Below are 15,908 nucleotides of genomic sequence, written 5' to 3' on the forward strand. Positions count from 1 at the left end.
CATATATTATCCTTAACCCTTTACGCCTCCAGACATGCTATCCTTGTAGCACTTCTGCATTATCATAAAGAGAATGATAATCGGTACGGATATCAGCACTGCGCCAGCCGCAAATGAGTTGAACCAGTTGTACACATACTCTTTCTCGAGCATGTTCCAAAGTCCGATGGATACTGTGTAATAGTCCTTGTTGGCTCTGCATATAACCTTAGCAAACACGAAATCAATCCATGGTGCAAGGAACGAATTCAGAACCGTATAAACTATGATCGGACGGCTGAGTGGTATGATGATCCTTGTAAATGACTGCCATCTTGTAGCACCATCAAGGTATGCTGCTTCTTCCAGCGACTTTGGTATAGTATCAAAGAATCCCTTGGCGATATAGAATCCAAGTCCTGAACCGCCTGAATATACGAGTACCAGAGCAACCCTGATGAGTGAGCCTTCTGAAAGTCCCAGAACCTTAAGGATGTAATACACAGCTATCATAGCCATGAATCCCGGGAACATTCCAAGGATAAGTGCCACATTCATAAATGGCTTTCTCAGTCTGAAACGCATTCTTGACATACAGTATGAAACTGCAAGCACGAACGCTGTTGATATTATACATGAGAAAATTGCTATTATCAAAGTATTCTTGAACATCTGCATGAAGTTCAGGATACCTGTGTCTGTAAAAAGCTTTGTATAGTTCGCCAGAGTCAGAGACTTTGGCAGCAGAGTTGAAACATACTGTCCTTTCTCTCCTCTGAAGCTTATCATGATTATCCATGCGATCGGCAGTACCCAGATAACCGAAAGGATTACCAGTATGATATGAACCACGATGTCTCCCAGTGTCCATTTGCTTCTTGCTTTAATCTCATTATTATTTGATTTAGCCATTACTGAAATCCCTCCTCATCTTTATATGATGCGGTGTTGTGGTAAGTTACCAGTGACACAACAGCGAGAACTATGAATGTCATTATACCTATAACAGCACCTAAGTTGTAGTACTGATTATCAACCGTCAGCTTATAGAGCCATGTGACAAGAAGATCTGTCTTTCCGGCAGTCTTTCCAACCGGAGTAGGCGCTCCATTTGACAGAAGGTAGATAACGTTGAAGTTGTTGATATTTCCTGCAAATGTTGTTATCAGATATGGCGCTGTGACAAACAACATATAAGGAAGAGTGATCTTGAAGAAGATCTTTACCGGGCCTGCGCCGTCAACTCTCGCAGCCTCGTATATCTCCTCCGGTATGCTCTGGAGGATTCCTGTGACCTGCATGACGGTGAATGGAATTCCTATCCAGATATTGATGACAATTACCATAACTCTGGCAAGTGTTGCATTGCTCCAGAATGGAATAGCATTGTCGATTATTCCGTTATTTATAAGTAATGTATTGACGATACCATTCTGACTGAAGATCGTTCTCATCAGAAGAAGTGATACGAACTGCGGAACCGCTGCTGAGAGCATGAAGATCGCTCTCCACATACCTTTTGCCCTGGTTCCCTTTCTGTTGATCACCATTGCGAGTATCATTCCAAGGAAGTAGTTACTGAATGTGGCTGCCACAGCCCAAACAAGCGTCCAGCCAAGCACTGACCAGAATGTACTTCCTATTGCATCACTAAAGTTCAATATCTTTGCAAAATTCTTCAGTCCAACCCAGTTGAATATAACTGTATGTGAACCAAGCTTGCTGTAATTTGTAAATGCCATAAATATCATGAAAACCAATGGCAATATCGTAAATACAACGACTCCAAGTACAGGAAGTGGAAGAAGAAATGCATGAAGATTGCTGTCAAACAGACTCTTCACATCGTCCTTAAACTTTGGAACCTTTTTGCCTTTATCCCACAGGCAATACGCTTTGTATGCGCTCTCTATACTTACTACCCAAAGGCAGATGAATGCGAAAATTATAAACAGTGTTGCCACACCGTACAGGAGCATGAGCAGAGAGTTGTCACCCTGGGTATATTCAAATACCCCCTTTGCATCATTCCAGACCTTCTGCTGTTCCTGACCACCCAGATGGAAGAGATCCACCAGGAGTGATGCTCCGTGCTTTATCATAAACCATATAAACAGTACCTCAAGTACCAGGTACGAAAATCCCTTTACAAACTGTTTTCTGACTATGCTTCCAAACCCCAAGATCAGAAATGAAATTCTGGTAGCTATGTCTCCATTTGCCGCTGCCTGTGCAACGGTATATGGGTAATCAGATCTTCGTATTTTCTTTATTTTGCTTTTTTTATTTGTTATAGCCTGAGCCATCCTAACACCTCCGTCTCAAAGTAAATCATTATCTCTTCTTATTACAAGTGCCCCATCACCTGTAGATGAATGGAGCACCTGTTTTTGAAATATATAACTAGTATTTTTACTGTGCTACATCAGTGTTAAGTGATGTGTTGAATGACTCTGTCATATCTGCTGCGTTGTCATGTGTAACCTCACCATTTACGAGAGACTTACCAAAGTTTTCTGCTGGTGTCCAGTAGTTGCTCATCTTAGGAACAAATGGCTGGATGAATGCTGTTGTATCGAATGTTGCATTCTGAGCTGTTACAAGTGCATCGCCCTTAACTGCATCGCTCTCAAGAAGGCTTGTGTTACATGGAACGATGTTTCTTGCTGTGTAGTGTGACTCCTGTGATGCCTCATTTCCAAGGTAGAGTGCAAGTGCAACTGCAACCTGTGGATACTCACAGTTAGGATTTACAGCGATTGCCTTTGATCCTGCAAATGAGAGGAGCTGCTTGTCCGCACCGCCGATCTTGGCTGTTGGCATAACTGCGATTCCGAGATCATCTCCAAGTGCATCGTGTAATGCTGCGTAGTCCCATGAGCCTGAGAACATTGCTGATATTGAACCATCTGTCATACCTGAGATACCAACACCTGACTCATCGTTTACAAAGTTCTTGTTGTTTACAAGATCTACCAGGTAGTCTGTAACAGCCTTGCCGTTGTCACCACCGAAGTTGATTCCTGCATCATTGTCTGTACCATCACCGAATAATGTTCCGCCATTTGCAAGGTAGAATGCTGCGATGTACCATGAGTTTGAGAGTGGGAATGAAACCTTACCCTTCTCAAGCATTGTGTCAAGGCTCTTTACATCATCCTCTGTAAATGTCTTCTTGTTGTAGTACATAAACCATGTATTTGTTGTAAATGGCACACCATAGATACCTCCATCAACTGTGATAGAATCTACGATCGCCTGTGAATTTGTTGACTTAACATAATCTGCTGTGCTTCCGCCGAGCTCTGAGATAGCACCTGCATCGATCAGAGTCTGTAACTGGTCATTTGCGAACATGTATACATCTGCTGACGCTGAAACATCCTGTGTTACAGTCTTTCCAGCATCACCCTCACTACATGTACCATACTCAAATGTGATATCCCAGTTTGGATGCTCTTTCTTGAATGCCTCACATGTTGTCTGTAACCACTCGCCGTAATCAGGTGACTGATCCTCAGCTGGTCCCCAAACTGTAAGTGTTGTCTTGATCGCCTCTTCCTCTGAAGCTGCCTCTGTTGCATCTGTAGCCTCTGTTGCATCACTCTTTGCTGCTGTTGTTGACTCATCCTTTCCTGAATCTCCACATCCTGCCAGCATTGACATTCCCATTACACCCGCAAGTGCAACTGCTGCAAATCTCTTAACTCTCATAACCGTTCCTCCTTAAAAATATAGTTTTGATTGAATGTTTTTAACACCTTTGCAGTACCTTTACCTTATGTCATTATTATAAGAAAACGTTTCCAATCCGTATATATCAATGATTTTAGAATCATGTTGGATTTTTTAGATATGTTGAATTTTTTTGATGGGCGGGCGCCGCTCCGGAGTGTGCCGCGGATATCCGCCGTTATGCATTGTTATTATGTCCACAAAAGTATAAAAAAATGTACCTCTTGAGCTTTAATTAGCTTCAAAAGGTACATCCACTCTTCGTATTTTTTATAATTTTTCTAGTTTTCTACTCTCTTTGGGAAGTGGAGCATTACTTTCGTGCCGGCTCCTGGGGTGCTTTCGATCTTCACCGCGTACTTCTCTCCATAATATAGCTTGATCCTCTCGTTTACATTTGACACACCGTAGCCATTGGACGACTTCGACAGGATCAGGGCGGCCTGGGTCTTTGTCATTCCGATACCGTTGTCAGATACGGTAAAGTCAATGAAATCTCCATTCTCCTTTCCCTCTATGCGTATCTCTCCTCTGCCGTCAGTCTTGACGTCAATTCCATGCCCTATCGCGTTTTCAAGCAGCGGCTGGAGTATCAGATTCAATGTTTCGTATTTTAAGATACTGTCATCTATGTCGTACACCACATCAAAGCTGTTGTCATGCATGGCAAGCTGGATATCAAGATACGACTTGATATTTGCTATCTCATCTTTGACAAGCAAGATGTTTTTTCCTTTGTTCAGGGCTGTCCTGTAGAATGTGGACAGAGACAAGGTGATCCGGCTTATGTCTTCCTGCTCCGCCTCAAGGGCTTTCCAATTGATCATAGACAGAGAATTGTACAGGAAATGCGGGTTGATCTGGGCCTGAAGTGCCCTCATCTCGTATTCTTTTTCCTTGATCTTGCTCTGATATACCTCATTGACAGTCTCATCAAGGCGCTTACTCATGCTATTGTAGCCATTTATAAGATCACCAATCTCATCTGTACTGTCATTTTCTATAACCATGCCCAGATTTCCTGTCTCGGTGGCCTTCATAGTCTTCTGAAGATTTTTGATTCGCTTCGTTATAAATTCTGATACCATATTTATACATAATATACCTGCGAGCATACTTACCAGAAGTGCCGCCACCGCTATTATAAGTATCGGACGAACCGATGAGATTATAAGTTTGTTCGGTTTGTATACACATATGTTCCAGCCGGTCGCCTTGGACGTCTTATCTATGAACTGATACCCTGAATTTTCCATCTCTCTCAGAACATCGAATTTATCCACATCCAATTCATATGCTGACTGCTCATCGGCAAATGTATTCTTGTTGAATATCATATGTCCATACTCATCCTCTATGATAAGCCCATAATTATCAAACATTGTCTCTGTATAAAACGGTTGAAATACACTGTCATAATCCACGCCTACATACAAAACGCCCTTGGCACCTTTCTGCTCCAGCATAGCCATCCGGCTGACTGAAAATGCAGTTCGGCTTTCCAGATCAATATGCCAGTGTATATTGTTATCCAGATCATCATATGCATGCGTTCCATCCGCCAGATCTTTTAACGGTGCAACTGTTGACCCATGTTTCACATCACTGGCATCAGTATATATCGTGACCTGGTTTACATCCTCATGGAAATACATGATTGATGCCAGCAGAGGATCGATCACCGTACTGAACTGCTCATAATTCTGATATGCCGATTGATCTGCGCTCAGTATCTTTGCAATCGACTGGTTATACGATATATATTTAGAGAGGTTGTTATATATCTCCAATTCATTGTCCATAGAATCCGTGGTCTGGCTGACATAAGATTCCAAGATTGTTGTCTCCCGGGCCCACAGGATCTTTTTCATCTCCATATATGTTATACCCAGTATTATCATAACAGGCACAAGTCCGGCCAGCAGATAAATAACAACCATTTTGCCAGTCAGCTTCATATCACGAAATCTCTTCTTGACTCCACCTTTGTTCATCTACGATCCCCCTGCTTAATGAGTTCTGCAATCGTCCTTTTCCAAGTCTGCTGTATGTCTACTCACCGCCTGCAACACCGCTCTCCCTAAATTTCTGAGGGCTCACTCCATAAAACTCCCTGAAACTCGAACAAAAGTAGGATACATTCTGATAACCACACATCGCACCTATATCTACAATCTTCGCCATACTATTCTCAAGCATATCCCTTGCCCGCTCCATTCTGTATGACTTGATAAATTTGCTCAGGTTCTGTCCCGTCTCTTTCTTAAACACTGTGCTGAGATAACTTGGGGCAAGATATACCATATCCGCAAGCATATCTATGCCTAGCTCGCTCCCGTAATTCCTGTAAATATACTGCTTTACTATCTCCACTTCCTTATGTCCGGTCTGACTCTTGTCCTCAAAGCAGGCCGCGAGTCTGTCTATCGCAACCTCAACAAGACCTGTAAGACTCTGAAAATCTGTCGTCATATACATCTTTTCAACATCCTTGTTAAGATCCGCCTCACCAGTCCCATCTATACTGCCGTATATGTCCTTCAAAAGATTTGAGTAGAGAAACTTTATATATATCTGTGAACACTCATTCTTGTGCCTGTACTTTTCACAGAATTTGTCAAAATGTTCCCTGAGTGCCTCTACATCCTTCATCTTGATGTCCTGTTTCATCTGTTTCATGAGAGTGTCATCATCAAACTGGATCATTCCTGACGAATCGCTCTCCATATTTGGGTAGAACACCTTTATCTCCGGATGATAAAACTTATTGTCCATAAGCTCATCAAGCTCATCAACCTTCTGTTTCATGTCCTCAGGGTTCTCTATATCCGATGAAACTGCTATAAAGCATTCCTCATCGTAATCACTTTTAATTATCCTGGCAAGCTCCTGGGCCGTGTAAACCGCATCTGTTTCATCGCCCAGAAAAATAAGTTCCTGCTGTTGATTCAGATTGAGATATCTCTGTATTCCAAGTGCCAATATCTTCTCATTTTTCTTGAAATCTACATCTCGTCTTCCAAAGAAATCGTGATTAAATTCAACCAGCAGAATTCTCTTAAATCTGGCGAAATTCAGGTTCAGACCGTTGTACTCTCTGCGTATACTCTCTATATCTTCGCCATTTACAAGCATATATAGCGCATGCTCATAAAGGAATTCCATGCTCTTGCTCTTGAGCTCATCCGAGGCTTTAGCCGCCTCTAGCTCATCCACAACCTTCTCCAACGTCTCCTTAAACTCCTTCGGGTCGACCGGTTTCAATATATAATCCACAACTCCCAGCCTTATTGCTCTCTTTGCATAGTCAAATTCATTGCAGCCGCTGAATATCACACATCTCATTTTCTTCTTCTCATTTACCACATTGTCAATGAGTTCTATACCGTCCATGAAAGGCATCTTCACATCGGTGAGGAGGATATCATAATTCTCCTGACGCATCTTCTCCAATGCATCAAGACCGTTTACCGCCTCGTCGATATCAAATTCCATATTCAGCTTTTTCAGGAGGAATCTTATCCCGTTTCTCTCTATTCTCTCGTCATCAACGATCAGTATTCTATACATCTCTCCACCGCCTTCCTTTTTCTTGATGTGAACTGTTTTCGCATCACATTACAACTTTAGTAAATTTAATTATAACCGACTTACTTCCTGTTCGCCACCAAAACCTAAATCAAAAGGGGACGGAGGTGCCTGACCCCTCCGTCCCCTGCTGTGAAATAAACTAAGTTTTATATTATAATCTCCAAATGTCCTTGTTGTACTCAGCGATGGTTCTGTCTGATGAGAAGAATCCAGCCTTGCTGATGTTGACAAGTGCCTTCTTTGCCCAAGTCTTACGATCCTCGTAGTCTACAAGTACGCCTTCCTTGGTCTTGATATAATCTTCAACATCGAGGAGTGTCATGAACCAATCCTTTACGATAAGTTCGTTGTGAAGTCTCTCAAGGCTTTCCTTCTGTCCGATCTCAAGGAGCTCATCGCTCACGATGAAATCAACAAGCTTCTTGATCTCAGGCTGCTCGTAGTAATCCTTTGACACATAATCAGCCTTTGCATAGTGGTCGATGACTGCCTCGCTTGACTCGCCGAAGAAGTAAATGTTATCCTCGCCGACAAGCTCTCCAATCTCAACATTTGCACCATCTCTTGTTCCGAGTGTAAGCGCGCCGTTCAGCATGAACTTCATGTTTCCGGTACCTGATGCCTCCTTTGATGCAAGTGAGATCTGCTCTGAAATGTCACATGCAGGTATGATCTTTGCTGCCTTTGACACATTGTAGTTCTCGATCATGACAACCTTGAGGTATGGGCTCACCTCTGGGTCATTATCGATGAGCTGCTGCAGGCAGAGGATGAGATGAATGATATCCTTTGCGATGGTGTATGCAGGAGCTGCCTTTGCGCCAAATATTACAGTCACAGGAGTCTTTGGAAGATTTCCTGCCTTGATATCGAAGTACTTGTGGATAACCCAGAGTGCGTTCATCTGCTGACGCTTGTACTCATGAAGTCTCTTAACCTGTATATCAAAGATAGAATTCTCATCTATGTCAATGTTCTGTGTCTCCTTAAGGTAATCCTTGAGAACGACCTTGTTCTGCTTCTTGATATCCATGATCCTGCCAAGGACTGCGTCATCATCATAGAACTTAGCGAGGTCATTCAGTTTCTCTGCATCCTTTTTGTAGCCGTCACCGATGAGCTCTGTGATATAAGCTGCAAGCTGCTCGTTGCAGTGGAGAAGCCATCTTCTGAATGTGATACCATTTGTCTTGTTGTTGAACTTCTCAGGATAGATCTTGTAGAAGTTGTTCAGCTCAGAATCCTTGAGGATCTCTGTGTGAAGGTATGCAACACCGTTTACACTGTGGCTATAATGTATATCGATGTGTGCCATGTGCACTCTCTGATCCTTGTCGATGATATATACGCTCTCATCCTTGTATCTGTTACGAACCTTCTCGTCCAGCTTCTTGATGATAGGAACAAGCTGTGGAACAACCTTCTCAAGGTAAGCAAGCGGCCACTTCTCAAGAGCCTCTGCAAGGATAGTGTGGTTGGTGTATGCGCACACCTCTGTCACGATCTCTGTAGCCTCGTCAAATGATATTCCCTCAGCGGTAAGAAGTCTGATGAACTCAGGGATCACCATTGAAGGATGTGTATCATTGATCTGAACTGCTGCATAATCAGCCAGATCGTGAAGATTTGAACCCTTTGCCTTAGCCTCATCAAGAATGAGCTTTGCACCATTTGCCACCATGAAATACTGCTGGTAGATACGGAGAAGATTTCCAGCCTCATCGCTGTCGTCCGGGTACAGGCAGAGTGTCAGGTTCTTTGCAATGTCTGTCTTGTCGAAGTTAATTCCGCCCGGCTCCATGATGGACTCGTCAACGCTCTCGATATCGAAGAGGTGGAGCTTATTTGTTCTGTTCTCGTATCCGGTTACATCTATATCGTACATTCTTGACTGGACTTTCAGATTGCCAAATGTGATCGTGTTGGTAACGTCTGTCTTCTCGAGCCAGCTGTCTGCCTCAATCCAAGGATTTGCAGTCTCCTTCTGGTAGTTGTTCTCAAATACCTGCTTGAACAGACCCATGTGGTAGTTAAGTCCAATTCCATCTCCGTGAAGTCCGAGGGTTGCCATGGAATCAAGGAAGCATGCTGCAAGTCTTCCAAGTCCGCCATTTCCAAGTGATGGCTCTGGCTCAACCTCCTCTATGTCATAGATGCTCTTGCCATTCTCAGCAAGCACCTGTTTAACCTCGTCAAATACACCAAGGTTGATGAGATTGTTCGAGAGAAGCTTTCCTATGAGGAACTCTGCTGAGATGTAATAAACCTTCTTCTGTCCCTCCTCTGAAACCTTTCCGTCTGCGAGCTTCTTTGTCATATCAAGGAGTGCGAAGTAGATCTCCTCGTTTGTGCAGTCCTTGATCTCCTTGTTGTATTTCTTCATGCAAATGTCCTTTAACATAATATCCTCCTTACAAATATACGTCTTCACCCTGTTTCTTCCATACAGTCTGGTGAGATCCCTTAATTTATCTATATGTTCCTGTGTAAATTCCCATGTTGCGCCCTTGGTAAGCCTCCACTTCCAGTTGCCGCCAAGCGTTGATGGATAGTTCATTCTGGCACTGTTGTCCTTGCCCAGAATATCCTGCATCTGAAGTATGACCGTGTCCGCTGAGCTCATGTAAAGTGCATGTATCATCTTCTCTGCCACATCATCCAGGCTGTTCGCCATGAGGTACTTCATCATATATTCCTGAAGCTCCTCACTCTGTCCGCTGATATAACTTTTCAGCATATCATTGTCGTGGGTTCCGATATACGCTACGTGGTTCTTTGCGTGATTGTGCGGCAGATATTCATTTGCCGTATTGCCGTCAAATGCAAATTCCAACACCTTCATGCCCGGATAACCGGATTCCTTTACAAGTTTCTGAACCTCTGGCACGACCACGCCGAGGTCCTCTGCTATAACCTTGGATGAACCTATGGCACTGTCTATAGCATCGATGAGTTTCTTTCCCGGTCCCTGTCTGTAGTAGCCATCCTTCGGCTCGCCATTTGCCGGGATGCTGTAGTATCTGACTATCCCGATAAAATGATCTATACGGATCACGTCGTAGAGCTTTGCAGATGCAGCAATTCTCTTCTTCCACCACGCGAAATCATCCTTCTCCATGACATCCCAGTCATAAATCGGGTTACCCCACTTCTGTCCGTAGCTTGAGAACATGTCTGGTGGGCATCCTGCCACAACCGCCGGTGCAAGGCTTCCGGACAGCTGAAACTGGTCTGTGTTAGCCCACACATCAGCACTGTCCAGTGCCACATAGATTGGAATATCTCCAATGATGCTTATGCCGTTTCTGTTGGCGTACTCTTTTAATGGCATCCACTGCTCGTAGAACTTGAACTGAAGGAATTTGTAGAATTCCACGTCTTCACCAAGCTTTTCTCTGTAAGCTGCCATAGCCTCCGGCTTTCTCTTCTTGATCGCCGGTTCCCACGCAAGCCATTCTCGATTGTTATGATCAGCCTTGATCGCCATATACAGCGCATAGTCATCTATCCACTGTTCATTTTCCTCTATGAAATCTACGTAATCCCTGCTGTCTTTGTGCTCTGATCTGCCAAATGCTTTTCTGAGAACTTCAAATCTCTGTCTGTATATTCTAGCGTAGTCGATCTCGTCATCACTGTCAGCCCATTTGTAGGATTCTACCTCCTCTTTCTTGAGAAGCCCTTCAGCTATCAATGTATCCAGATCGATAAAATACGGATTGCCCGCAAATGCTGAAAACGACTGATAAGGACTGTCACCGAAGCTTGTTGGTCCTATCGGAAGCACCTGCCAGTACTTCTGCCCTGCTCTTTTCAACATATCAACAAAATCATAAGCATCTCTTCCCATGGTTCCAATTCCATATGGTGATGGGAGGCTGCTTATCGGCAGGAGTATTCCTGCGCCACGCTCCAACGCTTTACTCATATATGATACCTCCTGAACAGTTCCTGTTATGGCTTGTATTTTATTAGCATTTCCCCTTTTATGCTTGCATTATATAAGCAATTTATTGTACAATTCTATCATCTTGATGATGTACAATATGTAAAAGCTGTAAAAAATCGTCGAATTAACAAAAAGGAGGCACATGGTTATATGAACAGTCTTGAATACGAAAATCTTCTGGAGAATAAGACCCATGCGGACCCGATGTTTCCGTACAATACTTACCTGTGCTCCATACCACTTGACTTCAATTCTGTGTCTCTGCACTGGCATGAATTTATGGAGATTATCTATATCAAAAAAGGCAAGGGAAATGTGACTGTGGACTTCACAACTCACTATGTTGAGGAGGGTGACATAGTCATTATCCTGCCAGGACACATTCACGGAATCTCCCAGCACGAAAGCTATTCAATGGAATATGAGAATATTCTTTTCTCCGTCGACATGTTCAGATCCAGAAATCACGACTCACTGGACAGCGAGTTTTTCCTGCCTCTGCTGGCGGGCGACGTGGATATCAAGAGTATTTATGACAGGGACGATCCATTATATCCGTCTCTTTCCGCGTGTCTTAACAGGGTAGACAAGCTCTGCTCAGAGACGCCAAAGGGATACCACCTTGCACTTAAGGGATGCTATTTTGAATTCTTCTACATTCTCTATGCCAACTCCACCGCAAGGGATGAGGCAGACAGGAAGAACCGAGCCAGGGATCTGGAGAGAACAAAACTCATCCTCTCCTACATAGACGAAAATTACAAAGAGGCCATATCCATAACGGATATAGCCTCCTACTGTGGATTCTCTGAATCCCATTTTATGCGATTTTTCAAGAACACCATGGGGGTGTCATTTGTATCATATCTGAACGACTTCAGGCTGAATGTTGCCGCAAGACTTCTCTCCTCCAATGACGAGAGCATACTCTCCGTCGCGGAGAACTGCGGCTTCTTCAACCTGTCCTACTTCAACAGGATGTTTAAGAAGAAATACGGCGTGACTCCGGGTAAATACAGGGATAATCATAACCTGTAAGCGGCCACTCATTGCCTACTACGCATCAGATCTTGAATACGAGTTCTTCATCTGATTGCTGAGTTCATAGAGGACCCTGCCAAGGGTTGCATTTGCCTCACGTCTCACCATGTCTGTGGTCTCCTGGTTGGCCTGTTGGCGGAGTTTCTCGCCCAATGGCTGTTCATTCATAATATCATCATATCTGCATATTATCTCATGTGCCTTGGACATGACTTTCTCCTCGTACCTTTCGATATGGAACACCGACTTCGCATAAGATGCATCCGCCATCGCTGCGATCATGCGGCTGGTCCAGTAGAAGTTGTCCGTGGAAGCATCCGCCCCTGTATTTGCCAGATACTCAGGAGTCGTGTCTACATTTGCATAGAAAGGAACCATGACATTGAATGCATTCGATGCAAATGCTATCCACTGTACAGCGCAGATATCCTCTCCAACATATGGTCTCATCTGGATCGCCGACATGAAATCCGTCCTGTTCACACCTATCGATCTATATGCCCCGCGCATCTTATTGTCGCCGTAATTGCCGTACGGATCATACGGAGTTCCCTGATAATGCGAAGAAAGCACATACTTCACATCCTCCATGGTTATCTTCTTCTCTGGTATCATGCACCATGGAATGTCATCCGAAACCGGCGTAAAGTCCGCATCCGGTCCGTCCCAGACTGCCGAATTCGGGTTGAGCGTCCGCTCCATGAACCATGCCCTCGGGGTGTTGTACACGTGATCCGCATCGTCGTGGCTGCCGAATATATTCCGTGGACAGATCGTGTCCTCCATATTCTCCACGTTCAGATGATACTTTTCTATAAATGCTGGAAGATCTGCCGAGCACATGAACTCGCTCTGCGCTCCCATTGCGTCTGCCATATCAAATTCGTCCATACCAAACTGGTTTGGCATGACAACATACACATCATCAGGAACTTTTCTCGCGATCCAATGATGTCCTCCGATGGTCTCAAGCCACCAGATCTCGTCTACATCCTGAAATGCAATTCCGTTCATCTCATAGGTTCCATATCGTTCAAGCAGGCTGCCAAGTCTCTTCACGCCCTCTCTTGCGCTCTTTATATATGGAAGTGTAATGCTGACTATATCCTCCTCGCCGATACCTCCAGTCTTCTCAGGCTTATCTCCCTCCGCAGGCTCATAGCACACCAGTGGATCCGCGCCGAGCACTCTTGGATTTGAGGTTATGGTCTCCGTCGCCGTCATAGCCACATTTGCAGAATTCACTCCGCTTGCCGCCCAGATTCCTTCGCCCGCCAGCGCATTTGGAACACAGGTGTAACGCATCGGATCATCCGGAAGTTCAATCTCCACATGGGATATCTCCGACTTGTATATTCTTGGCTGCTCCTCCGGCTTCACAACCACATATTTCTTCGGCGTGTACGAACCGGCACCAGAATCGTCATTTCTCGCTATTATTGTTGAACCGTCATAAGACGCATTTTTTCCTACCAATATTGTTGTACATGGCATGATCTATTCCTCCATTTTTTTAATATTTTTCATCTTTTTTATAATTAAAAATATAATGTATCCCGCAAGGCTTCCGAGGGTATTCATAACTACATCATCGAGCTGGCAGTAACCGCGCTCCGTTATAAGCTGAACCGTCTCTATGCAGACACTGCATAGAAATCCAAACAGTACAGTACATTTGGACAACCTGTCTACCACCCTGCCATCGCCATTCTTACTTCCAGCCACCGCCAGCGGAAAAAGCACGCCGAACGGCACAAAGAGCAATATATTTTCTATGACAAATGCGTGCTCCTGGGGCGTCACTCCCCACGTCTGAAACAGCGTCATGTCAATGCCTTGCCTTGAGCCCGGCTCTCTGGACAGGAACACAGTAACTGCCATCACCGCCAGATACACCACCAGCAGGAACCACACTATTGACTTCTTCACACGTCCTCCGGCACTGACCTTTTTCCCTGCAGGACTCACTGTATACACGAGATAAACCACGACTGCTATGCATCCGCATAGAATCCCTATCGGAAGGTAGCCCGCGACCTCCATTATATCTTTTATAATAAGTTCAAACATACATTCCCCTCAATAATTTCTACTATACTATGTCTTGCTGCTCATTATATCATATATCATCGTGCGCAAGCGCGATGACCTGCACACGCATCAGCGTGCTACATTATACCACGATTCCCAACATGTGTCATTTTACACATTGTTTACATACACCGCGTCTGATATACTTTACATGTCAGTCCAACTAACCATTTGGACGGGCTGAACAAATATAGAACAGGAAATATCCAACATGATAATAGCAAAAAAAATTCTAAAAATAACTTGTATTGTCCTCGGTGTGATCCTTGTGGCCGCCATAATATTTGTGGGAGTTCTCACTATAACAGAATACAAGCCAGACGATTCCGAATCCCTTGAGGTCACATCCGGAAGCACATTTGGCAAAAATACAACCGGCTCAGACAAGCTTTCACCATCTGTCGGCGATTCCATCTCCATCGTGACGTGGAATCTCGGCTACGGATCCCTCGGTGCAAATGCTGACTTTTTCATGGACGGAGGAGACAGTGTGTACACTTCCACAGCCAAGCAGGTAAACGACAATATGGAGGCCATCACATCAGAGCTGAATTCACTTGCCGCTGACATTTTTCTTCTCCAGGAGGTCGATGAACGATCATCCAGAAGCCACAAGATAAACGAAGCCGATATTTTGAGGGAAAAGCTGCCGTCATACACAAGCTCATACGCCTACAACTACAAAACACTCATGGTTCCATATCCACTTCCACCGATCGGCAGAGTGACATCAGGAATAATGACTCTCAGCTCATTTGAAGTATCGTATGCAGAAAGAATACAGCTTCCATGTCCATTTTCCTACCCGATCAGACTGTGCAACCTGAAAAGATGCCTGATCGTGTCCAGAATACCGATTGCCGGAAGTGAACACGAACTCGTCATAGTAAATCTCCACCTGGAGGCTTATGACTCAGGCGAGGGCAAAGCCGCCCAGACCAGGATGCTCGCCGACATTCTCCAAAATGAGGCTGCAGCAGGGAACTACGTTATCGCAGGAGGCGACTTCAACCAGACTTTTTCAAATGTGGATCTGTCCGCATACCCTCAGCAGTCCGCTGACCTGTGGGCACCAGGAAGTATAGATGTATCTGAATTTGGAGATTCCTTCACCTGCATCACCGATTCCTCAGCTCCGACATGCCGATCCCTGGACAAACCATACGAAGGAAGCGACCACGAGAGTTTCCAATATTATGTCATCGACGGATTCATAGTATCGAGCAATTTGCAGATCAACTCCACAAAGACCATAGATCTGGATTTTAAAAACAGCGATCACAATCCGATAAGACTCGATGTTGCGTTGAAATAAACTATATTTTCAGTTGTTTTATGAATGTTATTTTAATTAACATTAATTATGTATAATTTTATGTTTAAAATACATTTTTCTCTTGATTTATGCCGTTTTTACATGTATTATGGCATTGTAAATGTTATAAATATTAACATTTGTTGCTAGTTTTGAATAATACTTCTAAGAATAATAGAGAATACTCATCAGAGAAAGGAATTTTGA

Annotated in this window: 10 protein-coding genes and 1 pseudogene; 2 read left to right on the forward strand and 9 right to left on the reverse strand. The window is 44.0% G+C overall.

Going from position 1 to position 15,908, the window contains the following annotated elements; translation table 11 throughout:
* Nucleotides 1-12: 12 nt before the first annotated feature.
* The 7 genes and pseudogenes from AB5150_RS02130 to malQ all read right to left on the reverse strand — a co-directional run.
* Nucleotides 13-891: a sugar ABC transporter permease gene (locus AB5150_RS02130; protein WP_022215950.1), complete on the reverse strand. Its 879-nt coding sequence runs from the start codon at nucleotides 889-891 to the stop codon at nucleotides 13-15.
* A complete protein-coding gene (locus tag AB5150_RS02135; protein ID WP_349093279.1) occupies nucleotides 891-2,285 on the reverse strand; it encodes a sugar ABC transporter permease in 1,395 nt (464 codons plus the stop codon). Before AB5150_RS02135 ends, AB5150_RS02130 begins: the two co-directional genes overlap by 1 nt.
* 106 nt (nucleotides 2,286-2,391) lie before the next feature.
* Complete coding sequence (locus AB5150_RS02140) at nucleotides 2,392-3,693, reverse strand: extracellular solute-binding protein (protein WP_015534109.1); 1,302 nt, start codon at nucleotides 3,691-3,693, stop codon at nucleotides 2,392-2,394.
* A gap of 302 nt (nucleotides 3,694-3,995) precedes the next feature.
* Nucleotides 3,996-5,708 (reverse strand): sensor histidine kinase, encoded by a 1,713-nt coding sequence (locus AB5150_RS02145; protein ID WP_022215947.1) that lies wholly within the window; start codon nucleotides 5,706-5,708, stop codon nucleotides 3,996-3,998.
* 58 nt (nucleotides 5,709-5,766) lie between these two features.
* Entirely contained in the window at nucleotides 5,767-7,284 is a 1,518-nt protein-coding gene (locus tag AB5150_RS02150) for a response regulator (RefSeq protein ID WP_055145606.1), read from the reverse strand.
* A 172-nt stretch (nucleotides 7,285-7,456) separates the two neighbouring features.
* Nucleotides 7,457-9,706 carry a glycogen/starch/alpha-glucan phosphorylase gene (locus tag AB5150_RS02155; RefSeq protein WP_243147815.1) on the reverse strand — a complete coding sequence of 750 codons (2,250 nt, stop codon included), beginning with the start codon at nucleotides 9,704-9,706 and terminating at the stop codon, nucleotides 7,457-7,459.
* A 48-nt stretch (nucleotides 9,707-9,754) separates the two neighbouring features.
* Nucleotides 9,755-11,233 (reverse strand): annotated as a pseudogene (gene malQ / locus AB5150_RS02160) (4-alpha-glucanotransferase); the annotation flags it as partial.
* A gap of 171 nt (nucleotides 11,234-11,404) precedes the next feature.
* Here malQ and AB5150_RS02165 point away from each other — a divergent pair.
* The gene (locus tag AB5150_RS02165; RefSeq protein WP_349093278.1) at nucleotides 11,405-12,292 is read left to right on the forward strand and encodes an AraC family transcriptional regulator; all 888 of its coding nucleotides are present in this window, start codon (nucleotides 11,405-11,407) and stop codon (nucleotides 12,290-12,292) included.
* 18 nt (nucleotides 12,293-12,310) lie between these two features.
* On the opposite strand, the gene AB5150_RS02170 is transcribed toward AB5150_RS02165, so the two are convergent.
* Both AB5150_RS02170 and AB5150_RS02175 read right to left on the reverse strand, forming a co-directional pair.
* Nucleotides 12,311-13,789: a C69 family dipeptidase gene (locus tag AB5150_RS02170; RefSeq protein WP_055280578.1), complete on the reverse strand. Its 1,479-nt coding sequence runs from the start codon at nucleotides 13,787-13,789 to the stop codon at nucleotides 12,311-12,313.
* Between the two features lie 3 nt (nucleotides 13,790-13,792).
* Complete coding sequence (locus AB5150_RS02175; RefSeq protein ID WP_349093277.1) at nucleotides 13,793-14,365, reverse strand: VanZ family protein; 573 nt, start codon at nucleotides 14,363-14,365, stop codon at nucleotides 13,793-13,795.
* A 232-nt stretch (nucleotides 14,366-14,597) separates the two neighbouring features.
* Here AB5150_RS02175 and AB5150_RS02180 point away from each other — a divergent pair, with 232 nt between their 5' ends.
* Entirely contained in the window at nucleotides 14,598-15,701 is a 1,104-nt protein-coding gene (locus AB5150_RS02180; RefSeq protein ID WP_349093276.1) for an endonuclease/exonuclease/phosphatase family protein, read from the forward strand.
* The last annotated feature ends 207 nt before the right edge of the window (nucleotides 15,702-15,908 follow it).

The sequence above is a fragment of the Coprococcus sp. RTP21281st1_F1_RTP21281_210402 genome, assembly GCF_040915325.1.
Lineage (GTDB): Bacteria > Bacillota > Clostridia > Lachnospirales > Lachnospiraceae > Coprococcus > Coprococcus aceti.

What these genes read in the sequence shown, in the direction of transcription:
- AB5150_RS02170 (WP_055280578.1), bottom strand. Translation starts at nt 13,789, where the DNA reads ATGCCATGTACAACAATATTGGTAGGAAAAAATGCGTCTTATGACGGT.
- AB5150_RS02165 (WP_349093278.1), top strand. Translation starts at nt 11,405, where the DNA reads ATGAACAGTCTTGAATACGAAAATCTTCTGGAGAATAAGACCCATGCG.
- AB5150_RS02135 (WP_349093279.1), bottom strand. Translation starts at nt 2,285, where the DNA reads ATGGCTCAGGCTATAACAAATAAAAAAAGCAAAATAAAGAAAATACGA.
- AB5150_RS02145 (WP_022215947.1), bottom strand. Translation starts at nt 5,708, where the DNA reads ATGAACAAAGGTGGAGTCAAGAAGAGATTTCGTGATATGAAGCTGACT.
- AB5150_RS02130 (WP_022215950.1), bottom strand. Translation starts at nt 891, where the DNA reads ATGGCTAAATCAAATAATAATGAGATTAAAGCAAGAAGCAAATGGACA.
- AB5150_RS02180 (WP_349093276.1), top strand. Translation starts at nt 14,598, where the DNA reads ATGATAATAGCAAAAAAAATTCTAAAAATAACTTGTATTGTCCTCGGT.
- AB5150_RS02140 (WP_015534109.1), bottom strand. Translation starts at nt 3,693, where the DNA reads ATGAGAGTTAAGAGATTTGCAGCAGTTGCACTTGCGGGTGTAATGGGA.
- AB5150_RS02155 (WP_243147815.1), bottom strand. Translation starts at nt 9,706, where the DNA reads ATGTTAAAGGACATTTGCATGAAGAAATACAACAAGGAGATCAAGGAC.
- AB5150_RS02150 (WP_055145606.1), bottom strand. Translation starts at nt 7,284, where the DNA reads ATGTATAGAATACTGATCGTTGATGACGAGAGAATAGAGAGAAACGGG.
- AB5150_RS02175 (WP_349093277.1), bottom strand. Translation starts at nt 14,365, where the DNA reads ATGTTTGAACTTATTATAAAAGATATAATGGAGGTCGCGGGCTACCTT.